21 protein-coding genes and 1 tRNA gene are annotated in these 21,794 nt (G+C 60.8%); 18 read left to right on the plus strand and 4 right to left on the minus strand.

What is annotated here, in order from left to right; all coding sequences use genetic code 11:
• The first annotated feature begins 106 nt into the window (after window positions 1-106).
• Together M5B42_RS01765 and M5B42_RS01770 are read left to right on the plus strand one after the other, a co-directional pair.
• The gene (locus M5B42_RS01765; protein WP_103494201.1) at window positions 107-1,303 is read left to right on the plus strand and encodes an amino acid aminotransferase; all 1,197 of its coding nucleotides are present in this window, start codon (window positions 107-109) and stop codon (window positions 1,301-1,303) included.
• Between the two features lie 473 nt (window positions 1,304-1,776).
• Window positions 1,777-3,105, plus strand: coding sequence for an OprD family porin (locus M5B42_RS01770; RefSeq protein ID WP_177102389.1), 1,329 nt, complete (start codon window positions 1,777-1,779; stop codon window positions 3,103-3,105).
• Here M5B42_RS01770 and M5B42_RS01775 read toward each other — a convergent pair whose 3' ends face one another.
• The 4 genes from M5B42_RS01775 to M5B42_RS01790 are packed head-to-tail and all read right to left on the minus strand — an operon-like array spanning window position 3,106 to window position 6,138.
• Window positions 3,106-3,921 (minus strand): GGDEF domain-containing protein, encoded by an 816-nt coding sequence (locus M5B42_RS01775; RefSeq protein ID WP_248744849.1) that lies wholly within the window; start codon window positions 3,919-3,921, stop codon window positions 3,106-3,108.
• A gap of 22 nt (window positions 3,922-3,943) precedes the next feature.
• Entirely contained in the window at window positions 3,944-4,333 is a 390-nt protein-coding gene (locus M5B42_RS01780; protein ID WP_100942705.1) for a DUF1987 domain-containing protein, read from the minus strand.
• A gap of 19 nt (window positions 4,334-4,352) precedes the next feature.
• Window positions 4,353-4,922, minus strand: a complete 570-nt coding sequence (locus M5B42_RS01785) for a SiaB family protein kinase (RefSeq protein WP_103494199.1) — start codon at window positions 4,920-4,922, stop codon at window positions 4,353-4,355.
• On the minus strand, window positions 4,915-6,138 hold the full coding sequence (locus tag M5B42_RS01790; protein ID WP_247263017.1) for a SpoIIE family protein phosphatase: 1,224 nt from the start codon (window positions 6,136-6,138) through the stop codon (window positions 4,915-4,917). The genes M5B42_RS01785 and M5B42_RS01790 overlap by 8 nt, the downstream gene beginning before the upstream one ends.
• A gap of 311 nt (window positions 6,139-6,449) precedes the next feature.
• On the opposite strand from M5B42_RS01790, the gene M5B42_RS01795 reads away from it, so the two are divergent.
• From M5B42_RS01795 to tssH, 16 genes are all read left to right on the plus strand, one after another.
• A complete protein-coding gene (locus M5B42_RS01795) occupies window positions 6,450-6,722 on the plus strand; it encodes a DUF2282 domain-containing protein (protein ID WP_103494197.1) in 273 nt (90 codons plus the stop codon).
• Entirely contained in the window at window positions 6,719-7,156 is a 438-nt protein-coding gene (locus M5B42_RS01800; protein ID WP_248744850.1) for a DoxX family protein, read from the plus strand. The genes M5B42_RS01795 and M5B42_RS01800 overlap by 4 nt, the downstream gene beginning before the upstream one ends.
• A 56-nt stretch (window positions 7,157-7,212) precedes the next feature.
• Complete coding sequence (locus M5B42_RS01805) at window positions 7,213-7,977, plus strand: alpha/beta hydrolase (protein WP_248744851.1); 765 nt, start codon at window positions 7,213-7,215, stop codon at window positions 7,975-7,977.
• 58 nt (window positions 7,978-8,035) lie between these two features.
• On the plus strand, window positions 8,036-8,302 hold the full coding sequence (locus tag M5B42_RS01810; protein ID WP_103494194.1) for a hypothetical protein: 267 nt from the start codon (window positions 8,036-8,038) through the stop codon (window positions 8,300-8,302).
• A gap of 206 nt (window positions 8,303-8,508) precedes the next feature.
• Window positions 8,509-9,354, plus strand: coding sequence for a DUF692 domain-containing protein (locus M5B42_RS01815; RefSeq protein ID WP_177102379.1), 846 nt, complete (start codon window positions 8,509-8,511; stop codon window positions 9,352-9,354).
• The gene (locus tag M5B42_RS01820) at window positions 9,351-10,097 is read left to right on the plus strand and encodes a DNA-binding domain-containing protein (protein ID WP_248744852.1); all 747 of its coding nucleotides are present in this window, start codon (window positions 9,351-9,353) and stop codon (window positions 10,095-10,097) included. The genes M5B42_RS01815 and M5B42_RS01820 overlap by 4 nt, the downstream gene beginning before the upstream one ends.
• A 98-nt stretch (window positions 10,098-10,195) precedes the next feature.
• Window positions 10,196-10,477 (plus strand): metal-sensing transcriptional repressor, encoded by a 282-nt coding sequence (locus tag M5B42_RS01825; RefSeq protein ID WP_103498967.1) that lies wholly within the window; start codon window positions 10,196-10,198, stop codon window positions 10,475-10,477.
• A 65-nt stretch (window positions 10,478-10,542) separates the two neighbouring features.
• Window positions 10,543-11,850 carry an MFS transporter gene (locus tag M5B42_RS01830; protein ID WP_248744853.1) on the plus strand — a complete coding sequence of 436 codons (1,308 nt, stop codon included), beginning with the start codon at window positions 10,543-10,545 and terminating at the stop codon, window positions 11,848-11,850.
• A 73-nt stretch (window positions 11,851-11,923) separates the two neighbouring features.
• Window positions 11,924-11,999, plus strand: a tRNA-Asn gene (locus tag M5B42_RS01835).
• A gap of 599 nt (window positions 12,000-12,598) precedes the next feature.
• A complete protein-coding gene (tssB, locus tag M5B42_RS01840; protein ID WP_248744854.1) occupies window positions 12,599-13,090 on the plus strand; it encodes a type VI secretion system contractile sheath small subunit in 492 nt (163 codons plus the stop codon).
• Between the two features lie 45 nt (window positions 13,091-13,135).
• On the plus strand, window positions 13,136-14,674 hold the full coding sequence (gene tssC / locus M5B42_RS01845) for a type VI secretion system contractile sheath large subunit (RefSeq protein WP_248744855.1): 1,539 nt from the start codon (window positions 13,136-13,138) through the stop codon (window positions 14,672-14,674).
• 23 nt (window positions 14,675-14,697) lie between these two features.
• Entirely contained in the window at window positions 14,698-16,053 is a 1,356-nt protein-coding gene (gene tssK, locus M5B42_RS01850; RefSeq protein ID WP_248744856.1) for a type VI secretion system baseplate subunit TssK, read from the plus strand.
• Entirely contained in the window at window positions 16,050-16,733 is a 684-nt protein-coding gene (gene tssL / locus M5B42_RS01855; RefSeq protein ID WP_248744857.1) for a type VI secretion system protein TssL, short form, read from the plus strand. Before tssK ends, tssL begins: the two co-directional genes overlap by 4 nt.
• The gene (locus M5B42_RS01860) at window positions 16,733-18,457 is read left to right on the plus strand and encodes an OmpA family protein (protein ID WP_349292761.1); all 1,725 of its coding nucleotides are present in this window, start codon (window positions 16,733-16,735) and stop codon (window positions 18,455-18,457) included. Before tssL ends, M5B42_RS01860 begins: the two co-directional genes overlap by 1 nt.
• A 22-nt stretch (window positions 18,458-18,479) precedes the next feature.
• Complete coding sequence (locus tag M5B42_RS01865) at window positions 18,480-18,971, plus strand: Hcp family type VI secretion system effector (RefSeq protein ID WP_248744858.1); 492 nt, start codon at window positions 18,480-18,482, stop codon at window positions 18,969-18,971.
• A 155-nt stretch (window positions 18,972-19,126) separates the two neighbouring features.
• Window positions 19,127-21,793 (plus strand): type VI secretion system ATPase TssH, encoded by a 2,667-nt coding sequence (gene tssH / locus M5B42_RS01870; RefSeq protein WP_248744859.1) that lies wholly within the window; start codon window positions 19,127-19,129, stop codon window positions 21,791-21,793.
• The last annotated feature ends 1 nt before the right edge of the window (window position 21,794 follow it).

The following is a 21,794-nucleotide window of genomic DNA, read 5'->3' on the forward strand; positions in this document are numbered from 1 at the left end:
GGCCGGTGATGGCCTCTATACTAGCTCCCCGTTTGTGCACCGCTCTAGTGCAATCGGCCGGAGCGTTGTCACTTCCCTCCACCCCCCATTCAGAGCCGCCGCAATAATGAGCCTGTTCTCCGCTGTCGAAATGGCACCACGCGATCCTATCCTGGGCCTCAACGAAGCATTCAATGCCGATACCCGTACCGACAAGGTCAATCTGGGTGTGGGTGTTTACTGTGACGAAAGTGGGAAAATTCCACTGTTGCGGGCCGTTGTCGAAGCCGAAACCCAGCGCGCGGCTCAGCATGCCTCCCGTGGCTACTTGCCGATCGACGGTATTGCCGCCTACGACAAGGCCGTGCAAACCCTGTTGTTCGGTCAGGATTCGCCGCTGATCGCCGCCGGTCGTGTGCTCACCACCCAAGCGGTGGGCGGTACCGGTGCGCTGAAAATCGGTGCGGACTTCCTCAAGCAACTGTTGCCGGACGCTACCGTCGCCATCAGCGACCCGAGCTGGGAAAACCATCGCGCGCTGTTCGAAACCGCCGGTTTCCCGGTGCAGAATTATCGTTATTACGATGCCGCGAGCAACGGTGTGAACCGTGCCGGTCTGCTGGAAGACCTCAACGCGCTGCCGGCCAAGTCCATCGTCGTGCTGCACGCCTGCTGTCACAACCCGACCGGTGTCGACCTGACCCCGGCCGACTGGCAGGACGTACTGAACGTCGTCAAAACCAAGGATCTGGTGCCGTTCCTCGATATGGCGTACCAGGGTTTTGGTGATGGCATTGATGAAGACGCCGCCGCCGTGCGTCTGTTCGCTGAATCGGGCCTGACCTTCTTTGTCTCCAGCTCGTTCTCCAAATCGTTCTCGCTGTACGGCGAGCGTGTTGGTGCACTGTCGATCGTCAGTGAGTCGAAAGAAGAGACCGCCCGCGTCCTGTCCCAGGTCAAGCGCGTGATCCGCACCAACTACTCCAACCCGCCGACCCATGGTGCGACCATCGTCGCGGCGGTGTTGAACAACCCTGAGCTGCGCGCCCAGTGGGAAGCGGAGCTGGCGGAGATGCGCCTGCGTATTCGCGGCATGCGCATGCAGATGGTCGACCTGCTGGCCCAGTACGGCGCCAAGCGTGACTTCAGCTTCGTCGGTCGCCAGCGCGGGATGTTCTCCTACTCCGGCCTGACGGTCGAGCAAGTGGCCCGCCTGAAAAACGAGTTCGGCATCTATGCCCTGGATACCGGCCGTATCTGCGTGGCGTCGTTGAACCAGCGCAATATCGAAGCGGTGGTGAAGGCGATCGTTCAGGTGATCTGATCCCACCGGTAATACCCTGGCACTCCATGAAAAAGGCCTGCAGCGATGCAGGTCTTTTTTTGCCTGGAGAAACATGAACTGCAACTTAAAACTCGGTGAAGAAATCTTCACCGCTACTTAAATCAGTGTTCATGAATGCCTCGGGCAAAAAATTATATATAGATGGTGGCAATCACAATAACAACAGAGGCCATGGGTTGACGGTTCAAAGTGCGTTGGATCTTATCGGGATAAACCCATGAGCGATAACGTGGAAAGCCTTGTTTAAAAAGGGCTGCGGGGTGTCGTCGAGACACCCGGGAATCGCCAATGCTGCACCCGCCACCTCCTTCGCTGATGCGAAGATTGTCCTTGCCTTCGGGCACTTTCTGCCCTTTACCGCTTTACGTTTCCACCCCTTCGCGCGGAGGACGGAGTGTATCCGTCGTTTGCACTAACAAGAGGGTGAAACATTATTAACCAGGGGAATTACAATGATGTCGACCAAACTCAACTTCCTGACGCTGGCGGTCTCGCTGGGCATGGCCCAGGCGGCCATGGCGACCACCGTGACGGATCAAGACGAGGCCAAGGGTTTCGTCGAGGACAGCAGCCTCAATCTGCATCTGAAGAATCAGTACTTTGACCGTGACGTGAAAAACGGTCCGGCGGACAAGAAGGACTGGACCCAGGGCATCTTCGGCAACTACAGCTCCGGCTTTACCCAGGGCACCGTCGGTTTTGGCGTGGATGCCTTCGGTTACTGGGGGATCAAGCTCGATGGTGGCGCCGGCACGGCCGGTACCGGTAACCTGCCGGTGGGTCGCAATGGCGAGCCCGAGGACGATTACGCCAAGGCCGGCGGCGCGGTGAAGATGCGGATTTCCAAGACCGAATTGCTCTACGGCGATATGCAGCCCACCGCGCCGGTCTTCGCCGCCGGCGGTACCCGCCTGATTCCTGAAACCGCCACCGGTTTCAACCTGCTGAGCAGCGAGATCAAGGACCTGGACCTGGAAGCCGGGCATTTCACCAGTGGCACCGGGGTGGTCTCCACCAGCAACGATCACTCGCTGTATGCCACCTACGCCAACGTCACCGCCAGCGCCGTCAACTACCTCGGTGGCAAGTACAAGGTCAACGACAACCTCAACTTCACTCTCTACGGTTCCGAGTTCGAAGACGTCTGGCGCCAGTACTACACCAACGGCAACTACACCCTGGCGCTTTCGCCGGGTCAGTCGCTGAACTTCGACTTCAACCTGTACAAGACCAATGACGAAGGTTCGGCCAAGGCCGGTCCGATCAACAACACCGCGTTCTCCTTCGCCACGGCCTACACCTTCCTGACGGCGCATACCGTGACCCTGGCGTTCCAGAAGATCCATGGCGACACGCCGTTCGACTATGTCGGCTTCGGCACCAACGGCCCTGGCGACGGCGGCGACTCGATCATGCTGGCCAACTCCGTGCAGTACTCGGACTTCAACGGTCCGGGCGAGAAATCCTGGCAGGCGCGTTATGACCTGAACATGTTGACTTATGGAGTGCCGGGCCTGAGCTTCATGACCCGTTATATCTACGGTGACGATATCGACGGCACCAAGATGGCCGCGGACAGCGCGTACAACCAGCTGCACTACGGTGCCAACGGTACGCACCACGAGACCGATGTTGAGGCCAAGTACGTGGTGCAAAGCGGTCCGGCGAAGGACCTGGCGTTGCGCCTGCGCCAGTCGTTCCACCGTGCCAATGCCGATCAGCCTGAAGGCGACAACAACGAATTGCGCCTGATCGCCGATTACCCTATCTCGATCTTCTGATCACAGGGTGGGAAGAGGAGGGCTCAGGCGCTCTTCTTCCTGTTGTTCCAGCGGGCAGACATCCGCTTCTGGCCGCGCTGCCTCGACGCGATTCCTGCCCGAGCGCTTGGCCTGGTACAGGGCCGCATCCGCCAAGCCATAGGCCGTGTCGAAACTGGTGCCCATGGGACTGGCACTGACCCCGAAACTGGCGGTGATCTGCCGGTTCACCGGTTGCCCGAAGACATGCGAGGCAATGCAGTCACGCAGGGTCTCGGCAAGACTGAGGCCTTCCTCCAGCGTGCCGGCGGGAATCAGCACGGTAAATTCCTCTCCGCCCACGCGACCAATAAATCCCGCATTGCCCACGGCCCGGCGCAGGCAGCCGACGATGCCTTGAATCACCGCGTCGCCCGCCGGATGGCCGAATTCGTCGTTGACTTGCTTGAAGTGGTCGATGTCCAGCACCACCATCGCCGCCCCGGTCTTGCGTAGCGCTTGCACGGTCAGGTCAATCACCGCGCCGCGGTTCAGCACATCGGTCAGCGCATCGTGGGTGGCACGGTATTCGAGCTGACGGGCGAGGGTTTGCAACTGCGCATTGAGGGCGTTCATTTCGCGCTCGGCACGGTCGCTGCGGCGTATCAGCCGGCGCGTCTCGCGCATGAGCCGCTCGAAGTGCACGGTCAGCTCGCCGAGGGCTTGCTGGTACACCGGGGCGCCGGCTTCAGTCAGGGCCAGAATCGAACGGGCGTGTTCCAGGGCGTCGGTTTCGCTCCTGAACAGGTCGTGTGCCGCGTCATCCTGTGCGCCGGCGGAAGTGACTGAAGCGGTCATGCTCACCATCCTTCTCCAGGAATCATTGGAGAGTCGTTGCGTGGTCGTTGAAGATGATGGCGGTAAAATCGGCCTTCAGTTCTTCACCGAATTCGAAGATGGTTTCATCTTCTTCGTCGTGGTACCAGTTCACCTGCATCTCGTTACCCGATTGGGCGGCCTTGTCCAGGGCATCGAAAATGCTGAACAGCATCTTGGTGCTGGAGCTGTTGAAGTAGGCCAGCGCAATATGGGTGGTGATGGTGGTGTCCTCGCGGGCGGCGAGGTAGGTGCGCAGTTGCTGGAGGACAGGGGCATAGAAGGCGGCGGCATTTTCCGGGTAGGACTCGCCTTTTATCGTCAGCAGATTCTGATCGAAACGAAAGTCGACTTCCGGTGATGTGGCGGTTGCTTCAATGTAGAAATTATCCATGGCGATTGCGTCACTCTACTTAGATAGTGGCTTTAAGGCAGAACAGCGTGGTTCCCGGCTCGTCCGCTCTTGGGTAGAAATCGAATTCCAATGGCGCGCAGGCATCGCGCGCCATTGTCAGGAAGCCCAGGCCGGCCCCCTTGCTGTCCGCAGGGGTTTCCGCACGCAAGGTCACTTTGTACGCTTGCTTGATCTCCTCCAGCGACATGTTGCGCAGGGGCTCGAGCTTTTCCCGCAGGCGGTCGACATCACTGGTGGCGATCGGGTTGGCACAGAGCATCAGGTGGCGATCACCTTCTGCGCTGATGCACACGGCACCCTGGCGCAGCGACGACTCTTCACGCGGCTCGGTGGGCAACGAGTCGGAGGAATAGTGAATGATGTTTTGCGACAATTCGACGAAGGAGGAAAACAGTTTGCGCCGTGTCGGCCCGTTCACCCCTGAAATCTCCAGCTGCAGCCGCACCACCTCGGCCATCGCGGTAATGATGGTGTGGGAGAAATAACCCATGTGATAGAAAATCACATTACGTTGCTGGGCCAGGTCGAAGAAGTGGCAATCGGCGTGGGCTGTGTTCGAATTAATCATGATTGTTTCCAAGACGCGCGCAGAAGAGGGTGAGATCGTCACGCCGGTTTTGCTCTCCTTGCCAATTGGCCAGCGTGCGTTGCAAGGCTTCGCAGATGACGGTCGCTGGCTGATTGCGGTGTTCCAGTATCGTGTCGAAGGTCTTGCTCTTGCCGAACGCAATGTTGCGCGGGCCGCCAATCTGGTCGGTCAGGCCGTCGGTGGCGATGAATACCAGGCTGTCCGGCACGATCGTCACCTGGCTTACCGGCCATTGGTAGTTGATGTCACTGTCGACGTAGCCGACACCGACACGCTGACCGGCGAGGGTTTCCAGTTGTTGGGCATCAGGCGGCAAGAGGTTGAGGGACATGCGCGCGCCGGCAAAGCTCAGGGTCTGGCTGGCGCTGTCGAACCAGAAGAAAGCGGCATCCAGGCCATCGTCGGACTCGGGGGTTTCATCGACGCCCTGGACCTGCCCCAGCAGTTCCTTGACGCTTTTATTCACCGCCGATAACAGCGCGCCGGGATCACGCGGTCCGAGCTTGGCCAGTGCCTGGGTCAGCGAGGAGGAGGCGATCAGGGTCATGAAGGCGCCGGGAACACCGTGCCCGGTGCAGTCGGCAATCGCCCCGAACCAGCCATCGGGGTAGGCGCAGAAATGGTAGAAGTCGCCGCCGACCACATCCCGTGGTTCCCACAGCAGGGTGGCATCGTCCAGGGTCGACTTCAGGGCATCCCGCGAAGCGCGCAGCATGGCGCGCTGGATAACGCTCGCATACTCGATGCTCTGCATGATCTGACGATTTTTTTCGGCCTGCATGGCCGCGACCACTTCCATCAGTTGCAGGCCACTGCCCAGTCCGGCGAATTGGCCGTTGCGGGTAATGATAAAACCGTCGGCCAGGGTCTTTTCGCCAAATTCCACGGTCTTGAACGTCAGTTCTTCAATGCTCATTCCGGCATCGACGATCAAGGGTTCCTTGTCCATGAAGGCAATGCAGCTTTTCTTGTCGTACAGCTCGCGGTGAAACGGCTTGCTCATCATCGACAGGAAGATATTGCGGTTGATCAGGCCGATCGGGCGCTCGTCTTCGAGTACCGCCAGGCAGACGATTTCCTTGTGCGCGTTGAAGGTCTCCATCACCAGGGCATTGGTGCTGTTGGAGTCGATCACCGGCACTTCAATGCACAAGTCACCGGCGCAGCGATGATCTCTAGGCCGCTGTGGACGCATAAAGGGGAAGTTTTCTGCGCGCATGCTGGGGTCGCCGGGCGAGGTGAAGGCACAATGCTATCTGCGGAATATGAAGCTTATATGACGGCCTCCCGCTTGGCCGCCGAGCCGGGGCCGCGACGGGATGGCGGTCGCTGCACGGCAGGTGATGTATCACACTGTGTACGAACCGGCGGCGGATACATCCCGCGACGTGCTGCCCGGGTCCGCGACACAGAAGGGATACACGCTCGCGGTTAACTTTGCTGGTCGAACAACGCAGCCCACGACGCTGCTGGTTCGCGCCATTCATTGTTGATCGGGAGATGTCCATGAAGCGCCCCTACGCGGCCCTTGCCGCCACCCTTGCATTCTCGCTGACGGTTCTCGCCAGCGCTGCCCATGCCGCCGATGAAAGTCCCAAGGAAAAATGCTACGGCGTGTCCAAGGCCGGCCAGAACGATTGTGCCGCCGGCAAAGGCACCTCCTGTGCCGGCACCGCCGAGGCCGACTACCAGGGCAATGCCTGGGTGCTGGTGGACAAGGGTACCTGCCTCCAGATCAAGACGCCCAAGGGCGTCGGCTCCCTGACGGAGCAGCCATGAACCGCGGCAACAGCGGCGCGACTGCCGGCCTGAGGCGCCTGCTGCCTGAGCCACTGTTGCTGCTGGTGGCGCGCCTGGGGATCGCCTCGGTGTTCTTTCTTTCCGGGCGCACCAAGGTGCAAGGCCTGTTGACGATCAAACCGTCGACCTACGTGCTGTTTCGTTCGGAGTACGTGTTGCCGTTGATTCCGTCCGACCTGGCGGCGCACCTGGCGACCTATGCCGAGCACCTGCTTCCGATCCTGCTGGTGCTGGGTCTGCTGACACGACCGGCCGCCGCCGCACTGCTGGGCATGACCCTGGTCATCGAGATCTTCGTTTATCCCGATGCCTGGCCGACGCACCTGACCTGGGTAGGCCTGCTGTTGCCACTGATCGCTTATGGCGGCGGTCACTGGTCGCTCGATGCGCTGTTGCAGCGCCAAGGCCGCTAACGCACCACCCATCATCCACCATCACATCAGGCCCTGGCGGCCTGTGGGGAAACACCATGCGCAAGATTCCAACCCTGGCCCTGGCCGCACTGGCCCTGGCGACACCGATGTTTGCCGGCGCCGTCGAGGCGACGCCGCCCGCTGGCGCGAAAAACATCGTCATCGTCCACGGCTCCTTCGTCGACGGGTCGGGCTGGCGGGTCGTTCACGACATCCTGATCCACAAGGGCTACAAGGTCACCGTCGTGCACCAGCCGGCGACCAATATGGACGAAGACATCGCCGCTACCCGCCTGGTCCTCGACCAGCAGGTCGGTCCGGTGGTGCTGGTCGGCCACAGTTCCGGTGGTGCGGTGATCGGCATGGCCGGTGATCGCGACAAGGTCAAGGCACTGGTCTATGTCGCCGCGCTGCAACCGGAAGTGGGCGAAAGCCTGATCCAGTTGCTGGACTCCATGCCGGCGCCGAACAACGACATCCATGCCACCCGTGACGGGCACCTGTTCGTCGACCGCGCCAAGTTCGGCGAAGACTTCGCCGCCGACCAGACCAGCAATCGCACCGATTTCCTCGCGGCCTCGCAAGTACCGGCGACCACCGAGACTTTCGGCGCGCGGACCTGGGCCGCGGCCTGGCACCAGAAACCCAGCTACGGGATTGTCGCCACTGAGGACAAGGCCCTGAACCCGGATCTGCAGCGCTGGATGTACAAGCGCGCCGGTTCCACGGTGACCGAGATCAAGGGCAGCCACACGCTGTACATCTCGCAGCCCGAGGCGGTGGCGAAAGTCATCGAGCAGGCCGCGTTGAACGTCAAGTAACACCCATCCGGCACCTGAACTTTCACTGTTGTACCCCTGACTGAACTGGAGAAACATCATGGCTAGCACTGCATCCCGTTTGAGCCTTGCCACCGCCGCCGCGTTGATCGCACTGGCGTCCGCATCCTTTGCCGTATCGGCCAGTGCCGCCGAGAAAGAGCAGCCGGGCCGCTGCTACGGCGTCAACAGTTGCAAGGGCGAAAGCCTCTGCGCCACCGCCAGGAACGACTGCAAGGGACTGAACAGCTGCAAGGGGCAGGGCGTTATCGTCAAGACCCCGAGTGAGTGCCTCAAGGCCGGCGGCACCCTGACTGAGCCGAAGTAAGGGCAGGGCACCGGTTCCTCCTGCGGGACGAGTGCCCTACGCAAAAATTGCCTTCGACACCGTCCTTGTAGGAGCAGGGCTTGCCCGCGAAAGGGCCCGTGAGAACGCCAAAGCTTCACGGGCAAGCCGGGACGCCGGACCGCCTGCTCCTACAGGTTACGCGGTGTTTTCAAAACAGTATTCCTCTCTCAAGCCGAGTACATGCGATGTCCACTACCCCCTTCTCGGGCTACGGCCTGGGCCTGCGCAAGGAGCACTATCGGGACTTCCTGGAGAGCCGGATCCCCGTCGACTTCGTCGAGGTGATTTCGGAGAACTTCATGGTCGACGGCGGTCAACCGCGGCATATCCTGCGCCAGATCCGCGAGCGTTATCCGGTCGCGCTGCACGGTGTCTCGATGTCCGTCGGCTCGGCGGACGGGCTCGACTCCGCCTACCTGCATCGCTTGAAGGCACTGGTCGACGAGATCGAACCCCTGTTCGTCTCCGACCACCTGAGCTGGTCGCGCATCGATCACTTCAATTCCCATGACCTGTTGCCCGTGCCTTATACCGATGAGGCGCTGGATCTGGTCTGCGCGAATATTTCCCGCGCCCAGGATGTCCTGGGTCGCCCCCTGCTCTTTGAAAACCCCTCCAGCTACCTGGCCTTCGACGGCGCTTCGATGACCGAGTGGGAATTTATTGCTGCCATGTCCAGGCGCACCGGCTGCGAGCTGCTGCTCGACGTCAACAATCTCTTCGTCAGTGCAAGCAACCACCACTTTGATGCCCTGGCGTTTCTCGATGGCCTGCCGGCCGACCGGGTAAGGCAGATCCACCTGGCCGGCCACAGCCAGGGCAAGGAGCTGCTGATCGATACCCATGACAGCCCGGTCTGTGCCGAGGTCTGGGCGTTATACACCCTGGCGATGGCCCGCTTCGGCCCGTTGGCGACAATGATCGAGCGCGATGACCGGATCCCGCCGCTGGCCGACCTGCTCAAGGAACTGACGATAGCCCGGACCCTCGGCGGCCTCGATGGGCGGGCCTGCTCGCGGAGTGGCGCATGAACCTGGCGCAATGGCAGCGTGAGCTGCGCAACTCTCTGGTCAGCGCCTCGGCGCAAGCGGCCGCCAATCTTGGCGCTACGGCGCAGGCCGGATTGTCCGTCTACCAGAACAACTACCGCGCGCAACTGGTGGGGTGCCTTGAAGAGGCTTTTCCCCAGGTCCGTGTCTGGATCGGCGCCGAGGCTTTTTTTACCGCCGCCGTCACCCATATCGATCAGCATCCGCCCCATGCCTGGACCCTGGATGCCTACCCGCAAGGATTCGTCGCGACCCTGGCGACGTTGTTTCCCGACAACCCCGAGGTGCACGAGCTGGCCTGGATCGAGCGAGCACTCGACGAGTCGTTCGTGGCCGCCGATGCCGAGCCGCTGCCCATGGCTGTGCTGGCGAGCATGGATTGGGAGACGGCCTGCCTGAGATTTACACCGTCCCTCAGAACTTATGCCCTGGCCAGCAACGCCGAGCCGATCTGGTCGGCCCTCAGCGAAGGGCTGCCGCTACCCGCGCCCGAGCGCTTGGCTGAGACGGCGGGCCTGCTGGTCTGGCGTCGGCAGAGGGTGGTGCGCCTGCGACCTGTCGAGGCACTGGAGCACCAGGCGCTGCTGCACTTGCAGGACAACGGCAGTTTCTCCGGGCTCTGCGAATGGCTCGTTGAACGCCTTGGCGAAACCGCCGGTATTGCCAAGGCCGGATCGCTACTCGCCAGTTGGTTGGCCGGCGAGCTGATTGTCGGCGTCGACTGATCTCGCCCGACGTCGCTCGAAAACCGGGCGTCTGCCCGATTGACCATATCCTATGGGGGAGGATAGGATAAAAGCACATTCATTCGGAAACCGGCGCCATGAGCGAATCCTTGCACGTGCATCAGACACACGAGGCGATCATCAAACGGCTCAAGCGTGCCGAAGGGCACCTGCGCAGCATCATCGGCATGATCGAAACGGGGCGGCCCTGCGTGGACGTGGCCCAGCAACTTCATGCGGTGGAAAAGGCCGTGTGCCAGGCCAAGCGCACGCTGATCCAGGACCATATCGACCATTGCCTTGAAGACACCGTCGGGGCGATGACCGCTGCCGAACGGGCACCGCTGGAAGCATTCAAGCAGATCACCAAATACCTGTAGGCGGGTGTGGGTGTTCATCCCCGTTCCACGGGGTTGAAGGGCCCCGGACACGTCGGAGCATCGCCATGCTGGATATCCTGAAAAACACCACCTATCGGCATCTGTTTCTCGCTCAGATCATCGCGCTGGTGGGGACCGGCCTGGCCACGGTTGCCCTCGGCCTGCTGGCCTACGACCTGGCCGGCGCGCAGGCCGGGGTCGTGCTGGGCACCGCCCTGGCGATCAAGATGAGCGCCTATATCGGCGTCGCTCCCGTGGCTGCAGCCTTTGCCGAGCGCCTGCCGCGCCGGGCGATGCTGGTGGCGCTGGATCTGATTCGCGCCCTGGTGGCGCTGGCCTTGCCCTTTGTCAGCGAGATCTGGCAGATCTATGTGCTGATCTTCGTGCTGCAATCGGCCTCGGCAGCGTTTACCCCGACGTTCCAGGCGACCATTCCCGACATTCTTCCCGACGAGGAGCAATACACCCGCGCCCTGTCGTTGGCGCGGCTGGCGTACGACCTGGAAAGCCTGGTCAGCCCGATGCTTGCCGCCGCGCTCCTCGGCGTGATCAGTTTCCATGGTCTGTTCGGCGGCACCGCGCTGGGGTTTTTCGCTTCGGCCATGCTGGTCGGCTCGGTTGTGCTGCCCAAGGCCAGGAGAGGCGTGCGGCGCAGCATTTATGAGCGCACCACCCGTGGCGTGCGGCTGTTCCTGGCGACCCCGCGTTTGCGCGGGCTGCTGGCCCTGAACCTGGCGGTGGCCGCCGCCAGCGCCATGGTGATCGTCAATACCGTGGTGTTGGTGCAGGCGCATTTTTCCCTGCCGCAGCGGTTTACCGCCTTTGCCCTGGCGGCCTTTGGCGCGGGGTCGATGCTCACCGCGTTGCTGCTGCCGCGTCTGTTGAACCGCGTGGCGGACCGTACGGTGATGCTGTCGGGCGCGGGGTTGCTGGTGATCGGCCTGGGCATCGGTGCGACGCTGACTTCCTACAGTGCGCTGTTGCCACTGTGGTTCCTGCTCGGAGTCGGTTATTCCCTGGCGCAGACTCCCGGCGGGAGGCTGTTGCGTCGCTCGTCCCACGTAGAAGACCGTCCGGCATTGTTCGCGGCACAGTTTGCGCTGTCCCATGTCTGCTGGCTGATCACCTATCCGCTTGCCGGTTGGTTGGGCGCGCAGGTTGGTCTCGGTGCTTCGTTCATGGTCTTGAGCCTGCTTGCTGCCATGGCAGTGCTGGCCTGCCTGGTCATCTGGCGGCCGGCTCACGAGCAGGCCGCGCTCAGGCATAGCCATGATGACCTGCCATTGGATCACCCGCACCTGCAGGACGCCGGCGGTAAAATCCACGAACACGCCTATATTATTGACGACGAGCATCGTCGCTGGCCGGTGTGACGGGCGGGCAGCGGCCTGCTCCCGATCCGGCAGGGGTTGACTTCTCTTTTTATATCAGTAACATACACGGCATTCCGCAATAGCTCAGTTGGTAGAGCAAGTGACTGTTAATCACTGGGTCCCTGGTTCGAGTCCAGGTTGTGGAGCCAGATAGAAGCCTGCAGTGATCGGGTCGTGTGAACACACAGCCTGCCAAGGCTCAAAACAAATGCCCCGACTTGTCGGGGCATTTGCGTTTCTGGCATCAGAAAAGTCAACGACCTCCCTATCCGGCAACGCCATCAGCTTTTGCGCTCCCAGCACCTTTGATAATCCTTTTCAAGTTGTAGTCCTGCACCCTATGCACTATTTCTGCATGAGCACCCTTCAGTTGGCGCGGCAGGAATCTGTCATTGCCAGCGAATCGCTGGATGTCGGTAGCCATTGATATCTCTCCGTGCCAATGGCGCAAGGGACGATTCCCTCAAATTAAGAGCACCCAGCGGTAGGTATTTGTAGTCCATTTCGCTGAATTGGGTGGGCTTTTCCTTTATATGCTGGGGAGGGTGGCACAGCTACTTGAGATAATTCACTATTGGATCCGTGAGGTGAACGCATGCCTCATGTCAGAAATCGTAAAAGCGTTTAAGAAAGTTTATATCCTGTAGTCGACAAGGGTTTTGGGGCTGCTGTTAAAGGTATAAATTCCAATCCTGTTTTAGTTTCGTGATGGCATTGGCTGTCGAAAAGAAGGATCTCTGGGGGGAACATGGCTGCAAATAGTTTTCAGAATGAAGTGCCTAAGGCACGGGTCAATATCAAGCTCGATCTGCATACCGGCGGTGCGCAGAAAAAAATGGAGTTGCCGCTGAAGTTAATGCTGATGGGCGACTACAGCAACGGCAGGGAGCAGCGTCCGCTGTCTGAAAGAAGCAAGGTCGATATCAACAAGAACAACTTCGACAGCGTCCTCGGTGAGTTTTCTCCGAATCTGAAACTGACGGTGCAAGATACCTTGGCTGACGGCAATGCCGACACCTCTGTCGTGTTGAATTTCAAGAATATGAAGGATTTCGAGCCTGAGCAGGTGGCGCGGCAGATGCCGCAACTGCGTGCCCTGCTGGCGATGCGCAACCTGCTGCGCGATCTCAAGTCGAACCTGTTGGATAACGTGACCTTTCGTCATGAATTGGAACGCATCCTCAAGGATGATGCGCTGAGTGACGAACTGCGCGCCGAACTGGCCGCGCTGGCACCATAAGAAGAACGTTAATTTCCTCCGGTTTGCTTCATAGGTAGTTCCTTTATGTCCGTAGAACATTCATCCGCACAATCTGGCGGCGCTGTAGTGTTGTCCGCAGAAAAGCAAAGCGTCTACACCGCCTTGTTCAACAAGATCAACCTCAACCCCATTGCGGAGTTGGGCAGTATCGAGGCTTTCCAAAATACCGAGGCATTATCCGATGCTTCCGCCGATGAACGAGTCACTGCCGCCGTCAGCGTGTTCCTGACGCTGCTCAAACAAACGTCGCAGAAAGTCGAACGCCTGGACAAGGCCCTGTTGGACGAGCATATCGCGTCGTTGGATGCGCAGATCAGTCGACAGCTGGATGCCGTGATGCATCATCCGGATTTCCAGCGAGTAGAATCAACCTGGCGCGGTGTAAAGTCGTTGATTGATCAGACCGACTTTCGTCAGAACGTTCGTATCGAACTCTTGGATATCAGTAAAGATCATCTGGTGCAAGATTTCGAGGATGCTCCGGAAATTGCCCAGAGCGGCCTCTATTTGCAGACTTACACCCAGGAATACGACACCCCGGGGGGTGAGCCGATTGCAGCGGCCATTTCCAACTACGAGTTTGATCGTGGTCCGCAGGATATCGCCTTGCTGCGCAACATCTCAAAAGTGTCGGCGGCAGCACACATGCCTTTTATCGGCGCCGTTGGTCCTGCATTTTTTGGCAAGGAGTCGATGGAGGAAGTGGCCGCGATCAAGGACATCGGCAACTATTTTGACCGCGCCGAGTACCTCAAGTGGAAAGCCTTCCGCGACAGCGACGATGCCCGTTACATCGGCCTGACCCTGCCGCGTGTCCTGGGGCGTTTGCCTTATGGCCCGGATACCGTCCCGGTACGCAGTTTCAACTACATCGAGAGCGTCAAGGGGCCTGATCACGGCAAGTATCTGTGGACCAACGCCTCGTTCGCCTTCGCGATAAACATGGTGAAGAGCTTTGTCACCAACGGTTGGTGCGTGCAGATTCGCGGGCCACAGTCAGGCGGCGCGGTCACCGATTTGCCGATTCACCTATACGATCTTGGCACGGGTAACCAAGTGAAGATTCCCTCCGAGGTGATGATTCCGGAGACACGCGAATTTGAATTTGCCAATCTCGGTTTTATTCCCTTGTCGTATTACAAGAACCGGGATTACGCCTGTTTCTTTTCGGCCAACTCCACCCAGAAGCCGGCGCTGTATGACACCGCCGATGCCACCGCCAACAGCCGGATCAATGCACGCTTGCCGTATATCTTTCTGCTGTCGCGCATCGCCCATTACCTGAAGTTGATTCAGCGCGAGAACATCGGAACCACCAAGGACCGACGTTTGCTGGAGCTGGAGCTGAACAAGTGGGTCGGTGGGCTGGTGACCGAAATGACCGACCCGAGCGACGACTTGCAGGCTTCACACCCGCTGCGCGATGCAAAAGTGACCGTGGAAGACATTGAGGACAACCCCGGTTTCTTCCGCGTCAAATTGTACGCCGTGCCGCATTTCCAGGTGGAAGGCATGGACGTCAATCTGTCGCTGGTTTCGCAGATGCCCAAAGCGAAAGCCTGATTTACTCGTAGGGAAACGACACCATGAAGATCGACCGCCCCTTGTGGGCTGCGGGGGTTCTGCTGTCTCCGCAGCAATTCCAACAACAGGCGCGCTGGGAAGCCTGGGCCAACCAACATCTCGCTCATCTGTCCTGGGTACACCCCTGGGGTGTCCAGGCGGTGGCATTTGACCCGCAGGCCCTGGGCCTGGGTAAGCTCAAGGCTACCCAACTGCGCTTGCGCATGCCTGATGGCACCTTGATCGATAGCGAACAGGTGGATCGGCTGCCGCCGGCTTTGGAGTTGTCCCGACTGCTGTCCGATAACGCCCAGGACGCCACCCTGCTTCTGGCCCTGCCATTGGAGCAGGCCAATGGCAACAATTGCCTGTTTGACGGGGGCAGGGCCGAGCGGCCGACGCGTTATCGCCAGGATTGGCGCCAGGTACAGGACATCTACGCAGACGAGGTGCAGTCGATTGGCGTGCTGGAGCACGCCTTGAGCCTGCGGCTGGAGAGCGACGACAACGCCGATTACCTGACCTGTCCGATCGCGCGTCTGGTGCGCGATGGGCAGGGGGCCTGGGGGCTGGATTCAACCTATGTACCGCCGTTGCTCGACTTTGCCGCCCATTCAGGATTGCTGGCACAGCTGGACAATCTGTTGACCCAGTTGTCCGCCAAGCGCCAACGATTGATGGGCATGCGTCGCGAGAGCAACCAGCGTATGGCTGACTTTGCCGTGGCCGATGTGTCGTTGTTCTGGTTACTCAATGCCTTGAATACCTATCAACCGGTATTGGCCGATCTCAAGGCCCACCCCGCGCGCCACCCAGAGCAGGTGTATCTGGAGCTGGTCAAGTTGGCGGGGAGCCTGCTGACTTTTTCACTGGAACACGATCTCGACAAGATTCCCGCCTATCGGCACGAGCACCTGGAAACTGTGTTCCCGCCGTTGATGCGCACGATTTCCACCTTGCTGGAAGCCAGCCTGCCGTCGCGGGTCGTTGCCCTCGTGCTGGAGGAGAAGGGCGCCAACCGCTGGCAGGTGAGTCTCGACGATGCTCGCTTGCGTGAGCGTGACGGCGCCGATTTCTATCTGTCGGTGCGTTGCCGAATGCCGGCCGCGCAACTGCAGCAGCAGTTCCCGCGTCTGTGCAAGGTGGGTACGCCGGATGAGGTCAATCAGTTGATCAACGCTGCCCTGGACGGCGTCCCGTTGCAGTCGCTCAGCCATGTACCCGCGGCTATTCCATTGCGCCTGGAGAACCAGTACTTCGCCCTAGATCTCAGTCATCCCAAGGGCCTGGCCATGTTGGACGAAGCCGTTTGTGCCTTCTACGTGCCGAGCACACTGGCCGACGTGAAGCTTGAACTGTTCGCGGTGCTGCGCACATGAAGCTGATCGCATCCAGGAAACAGACCACCCCGGCCGTGGATATCGACGCGCTGTTGCAGGACAGCTACCTGCTGGTGGTTGAGTTGCGCCAGGGGCGCTTGGTGCAGGACAGCGAGGCTCTGCGGGCGCTTTGCGTGAAGCAGATCGAGCACGTTCGGCAACAGCTGGAACAGGCCAACCTTGGCCCTCGCAGCATCGACCACATCAGTCACGCTCAATGCGCCTTGCTGGATGAAACCGTGCTCGGCCGTGCCACTGGGGACGTCCACTCCGATTGGGCCAGCAAGCCCCTGCAGGCGAAGTTCTTCAGTCATCACCAGGCGGGTGAGTTTTTGTATGAAGACCTGCGCGACGTATTGCGCGAGCCCGCGCCCGACCCGTTGGTGCTGATGGTATTCCAACGGGTGTTGATGCTGGGCTTCCAGGGCCGTTATCGCGATGTGAACGACCCCCAGCGTGAGCAATTGCTGGAGGCTCTGACGGCACAGGTTCCGCCATTGGCACTCAACCACGGGTTCACGACCCAAGTGAATATTCGCCAGGGTATGAACCCCCTGCGTGGGTGGCGATCCCCACTGGCGCATTTCTTTGTGGTGAGCCTGTTGCTCGTCGGTGTCTGGTGGGGGTTGGACCACTGGTTGGGTGGTCTGATCGCCACATTGTTGCCTGGCCAGGGCTGATGATGACTCTCAAACTGATACGAGCCCTTTGGCTATGGGCCGGCGCGCTGGTTCTGGCGCTGTTGGCTATTCTCCCGCTGGCTGGCGGAACAAGGGCGAGCGCTGCGCTGAGCCTGGTGTGTGTCATCGCCGTGGCCTGGGTCCGGGCGGGCCGCCGCGCGGTGCGCCAGAGTGAATCACTGGTTCTGGCCGACAAGATGTCTCTCCCATCGGCGGCCTACCGCAAACCCGTGGTTCTGGTCTGTGGTGATGGTCTGGGCGGCCTGTTTGGTGCGATCCCGGCTGAGCAACTGGCCCTGCGCGTCACCGAGCACGGTTGCTACGTGCGGGTGCCGGACCTTGCACAGCTAACGGCGGTGACCATGGGTTTGCTGGCCTTGCGGACGGACTGGCGCGGGCAGCTCAGCGTCATGTTCATCACCAACCCGGGTGAGCAGGCCGACGACCTTGTCCTGGCCGGAAACGTGCGTGCCTTGTGCCACCAACTGACGATCATTCGCAAGAGTGGCCTGGCGTTGCCGCTCCTGTTGGTGAGCTACCTGCAAGCTTCGCAAGGCGAAGGGCCGTGGCTCAGCTGGGAGTCTGGGCAAACCAGCCCTAGCGTGCGCGAGGCCGGTGCGTGCTTCAGCCTGGCGGATTGGCAACGGCGGAGCGCCAGCGCCGTGACGCGCACCGCCCGCTTGCAGGCAAGTGTTCAACTGAGCAGTGCGGCGCGTTGGTTGGGGGAAAAGGTCTTCCCGCACTTCGCGACTCGTGAGGGCGTCAGCCCGCCGCTGGCTTGGGCCATCACCCAAGTCCCGGTGCTGCCTCAGGTGGTGACGGGTAACCTGTGGCAACAATGGTTGCGTGACAAGGTCGCGTTGATTGACGCCCGCCAGGCTGTGCCAGGCGCAGACAGGATTTTACCCTTCCCTGATCCATTGCTGACGGTAATCCCGACGCAGGTCCAGCATTCGTCGACAAAACGCGCGAGCGTATTGGCGCTGTGGCTGTTCGCCCTGGCGAGTCTGGTCGCCCTGGCCAGTTCGGCCTGGCAGAACACCTTGCTGGCCCGCCAGGTCAGTGATGACCTGCGTCGCTACACCTCCATTGCCCTGTCGGAACGTCGTAGCCAGCCCGAGTTCGCCTTGCGTGAACAGGCGGTGAGCGTGCTCCGTCAGGATGCCCAACGCCTGGACCGCTACTACCGCCACGGCGAACCCTTGGCTCTCGGACTGGGCCTGTATCGCGGCGAACACTTGCGGGGGCCGTTGCTGGCGGCGATTACCAATCACCGGCCGCCGCTCGCGCAAAGACCGGTGCAGGTTCCCAAACCGGTGCGCCTGGACAGCCTGTCGCTCTTCGGTGCCGGGAGCGCCGAGCTCAAGCCTGACTCGACCAAGGTCCTGATCAATGCGCTGGTCGACATCAAGGCCCAGCCAGGCTGGCTGATCGTTATCGCCGGGCATACCGATGCCACGGGCAACGCCGAACACAATCTCAAGCTGTCACGCGCCAGAGCGGCGGCGGTACACGACTGGATGCAACGCATGGGCGATATCCCCGACAGCTGTTTTGCGGTCCAGGGTTTTGGCGCCAGCCAGCCGATTGCGAGCAATGACACCGAGGCCGGGCGCGCGGCCAACCGTCGCGTCGATATCCGTCTGGTACCGGAGGTGGGGGCCTGTGCGTTGCCCATCGCGGGGCCGGACAGACAACCCCCTGCCGCATTCAGCGGCATTTAATTTCCGAGACAAGGAGCTTCACATGGCCATTCCTATTTACCTGTGGCTGAAAGATGACGGTGGCAATGACATCAAAGGTTCGGTGGACGTGCAAAACCGCGAGGGCAGTATCGAGGTGGTTGCCCAGGAGCACAGCCTGTACATCCCCACCGACAACAACACCGGCAAGCTGACCGGTGCGCGGGTTCATGCTCCGTTCCTGTTCAGCAAGGAAATCGATTCCTCCAGTCCCTATCTGTACAAGGCGGTGACCTCCGGGCAGACCCTCAAGAGTGCCGTATTCAAGTGGTACCGGATCGACGATGCCGGCCAGGAAGTCGAGTACTTCATCACCCAGTTGGAAAACGTCAAGGTGGTGAAAGTCGCGCCGAAAATGCACGACGTCAAGGATCCGGAAAAGGAGAAGCACAACCACCTCGAAGAGATCGAGCTGCGCTACGAGAAGATCATCTGGACCTATAAGGACGGCAACATCATTCACTCGGACGCCTGGAGCGAGCGCCAGAGCGCCTGACGCGAGCGGGCCGGCAGACAGTCTTCGGTCTGCCGGTACCTGGTGTCCAGGGTTGAGCATCCGTTCGCGGGCGTTCAGCCATGCACATCGAGTTTCAAGCTCGCCACTTACCCCACCCACCACCCGCCGAACCTCCAGAACAAGGACGCATCCGTATGGCACAGAACTCCACCCGTTTGCTTCGCCGTCTCAATCCCTACTGCGCTCAGGCCTTGAGCGCGGCGGCTTCGTTGTGCCAAAGCCGTGCCCATGCACAGATCAGCATCGAGCACTGGCTGCTCAAGCTGCTGGGGCAGGGCGAGGGTGACCTGACCGTTATCGCGCGCCGCTACGACTGGGATATGGAAGCGCTCTGGTGCGGGCTGCTCAGCCATCTCGACAGCCTGCCGCGCAGTGTGCAGGGCAAGCCGCAGCTGTGTGACAAGTTGCAGCAATTGATCAGGAACGCCTGGTTGCGCGCATCGCTGGACGACAACAACGACCAGCTGCGTTCGGCGCACTTGCTCGGCGCGTTGATGGAAAACCCTGACCTGCTGACGTGCGAGGCCGCCTGGCCGCTGCTCAGTCTCAGCCAGGTTCAGTTGCAGAATCTGTTTGCGCTGCTCGATCAAACCTCCGAAGAACGTCCCCAGGCACAACAGGACATCGCCCAGGATCGAACAGAAATGTCCGCGGACGAACTCGCCACGCTCCCCACCGGCCCTGCCAGGCACGAGGCTTCGCAAACCGTACTGGAAAAGTTCACCCAGGACCTGACCGCCAAGGCCGGGGAAGGGCGGATCGACCCGGTTTTCGGGCGCGACGATGAGATCCGCCAAGTGATCGATATCCTCAGTCGTCGACGCAAGAACAACCCGATCCTGGTCGGTGAACCCGGGGTCGGCAAGACCGCCCTGGTCGAAGGTCTGGCGCTGCGCATTGCCCAGGGCAACGTTCCCGACAGCCTCAAGTCGGTCAATGTACGCAGCCTTGACCTGGGCTTGTTGCAAGCGGGTGCCGGCGTCAAAGGCGAATTTGAACAACGCCTGAAAAACGTGATCGATGCCGTGCAGCAGTCAGAAAAACCGGTGCTGTTGTTTATCGACGAAGCCCATACGCTGATTGGTGCCGGCAATCAGGCGGGTGCTGCCGATGCGGCCAATCTGCTCAAGCCGGCCCTGGCTCGCGGCGAGTTGCGCACCATCGCAGCCACCACCTGGAGCGAGTACAAACAATACTTCGAGCGTGATGCCGCATTGGAGCGGCGCTTCCAGGTCATCAAGGTCGATGAGCCGGACGACGCCGGTGCGAGCCTCATGTTGCGCGGTCTCAAGGCCCGTTATGCCAGCCATCATGGCGTGCATGTCCAGGATGCGGCGGTGCAGGCCGCCGTCAGCCTGTCACGGCGCTACCTGACGGGGCGGCAGTTGCCGGACAAGGCCGTCGACCTGCTCGACACCGCCAGCGCCCGGGTGCGCATGGGCCTCGATTGCGAACCCCAGGCACTGCTCCGGCTCAAGGCCCGGCAGACGGCCCTGGACCTGGAGCGCAAGGCCCTGGAAGAAGACCAGCAGTTGGGCGGCGATAGTGTTGAAGAGCGCCTGGTGACGATTGCCGTGCAACAGGCCGAGTTGCATGACCAGCAACGCGAAGTGGAGCAGCAATACTGGTCCGAACTCGACCTGATACGCCAACTGCTCGACGCTCGCCAGGCCGAACCTGTGCAGCTGGACGCCTGCGCCTCGTTGCAACAACGACTGGCCCAGACCCAAGGCCAGCAACCGTTGCTGTCCCTCGATGTCGATGCCCGCAGTGTGGCCGAAGTGGTTGCCGACTGGACCGGTGTGCCGCTGGGCAGCCTGCTCAAGGACGAACATGCCAACCTGTTGGCGCTGGAACAACAACTGGGTGAGCGGGTCATCGGCCAGGGGCCGGCGCTGAACGCCCTGGCTCAGCGCCTGCGCGCGGCCAAGACCGGGCTGACGGACGAAAAGGCCCCGCTGGGAGTGTTCCTGCTGGTGGGCAGCAGTGGTATCGGCAAGACCGAAACCGCCCTGGCCCTGGCCGACAGCCTGTTCGGTGGCGAGAAGTCGCTGATCACCCTCAACTTCTCCGAGTACCAGGAAGCCCACACGGTCAGTCAACTCAAAGGCTCGCCACCGGGCTATGTCGGTTACGGCCAGGGCGGCGTGCTGACCGAAGCGGTGCGGCAACGGCCGTACAGCGTTGTGCTGCTCGACGAAGTGGAAAAAGCCCATCGCGACGTCCTCAACCTGTTTTATCAGGTGTTTGATCGCGGCTTTATGCGCGACGGCGAAGGGCGCGAAATCGACTTCCGCAATACGGTCATTGTCATGACTTCCAACCTGGGCAGCGATGAACTGCAAGCCTGCCTGCACGAGCACCCTGAAGCGCCGGACAGCACCCTGCAGGAGTTACTGCGACCGATTCTGCGCGAGCACTTCCAACCGGCCTTGCTGGCGCGCTTCCAGACCCTGATCTACCGCCCGCTGCAAGCCGACGCCCTCGAGCGCATTGTCGCGATCAAACTCGCTCAGGTCGCCAGGCGCTTGCAGCGCCACTACGGCCTGGACTGCCAAGTCGACGCGGGCCTCAACGATGCCCTGGTTGCCGCCTGCCTGCTACCCGACAGCGGCGCACGCAATATCGACAGCCTGCTCAATCAGCAGATCCTGCCGGTGCTCAGCCAGCAGTTGCTGCAACGCCAGGCGGCCCAGCGCAAAACCCAGGGTGTGACCCTGGGTTACAGCGAGGCTGAAGGCATCACCCTGCATTTCACTGACGTAGAGGACGCGGCACAAGTCGTGGTCATGGAGGCTTGAC

Origin of the sequence: Pseudomonas sp. MWU12-2037 (assembly GCF_023242345.1) — a bacterium.
GTDB lineage: Bacteria > Pseudomonadota > Gammaproteobacteria > Pseudomonadales > Pseudomonadaceae > Aquipseudomonas > Aquipseudomonas gingeri_D.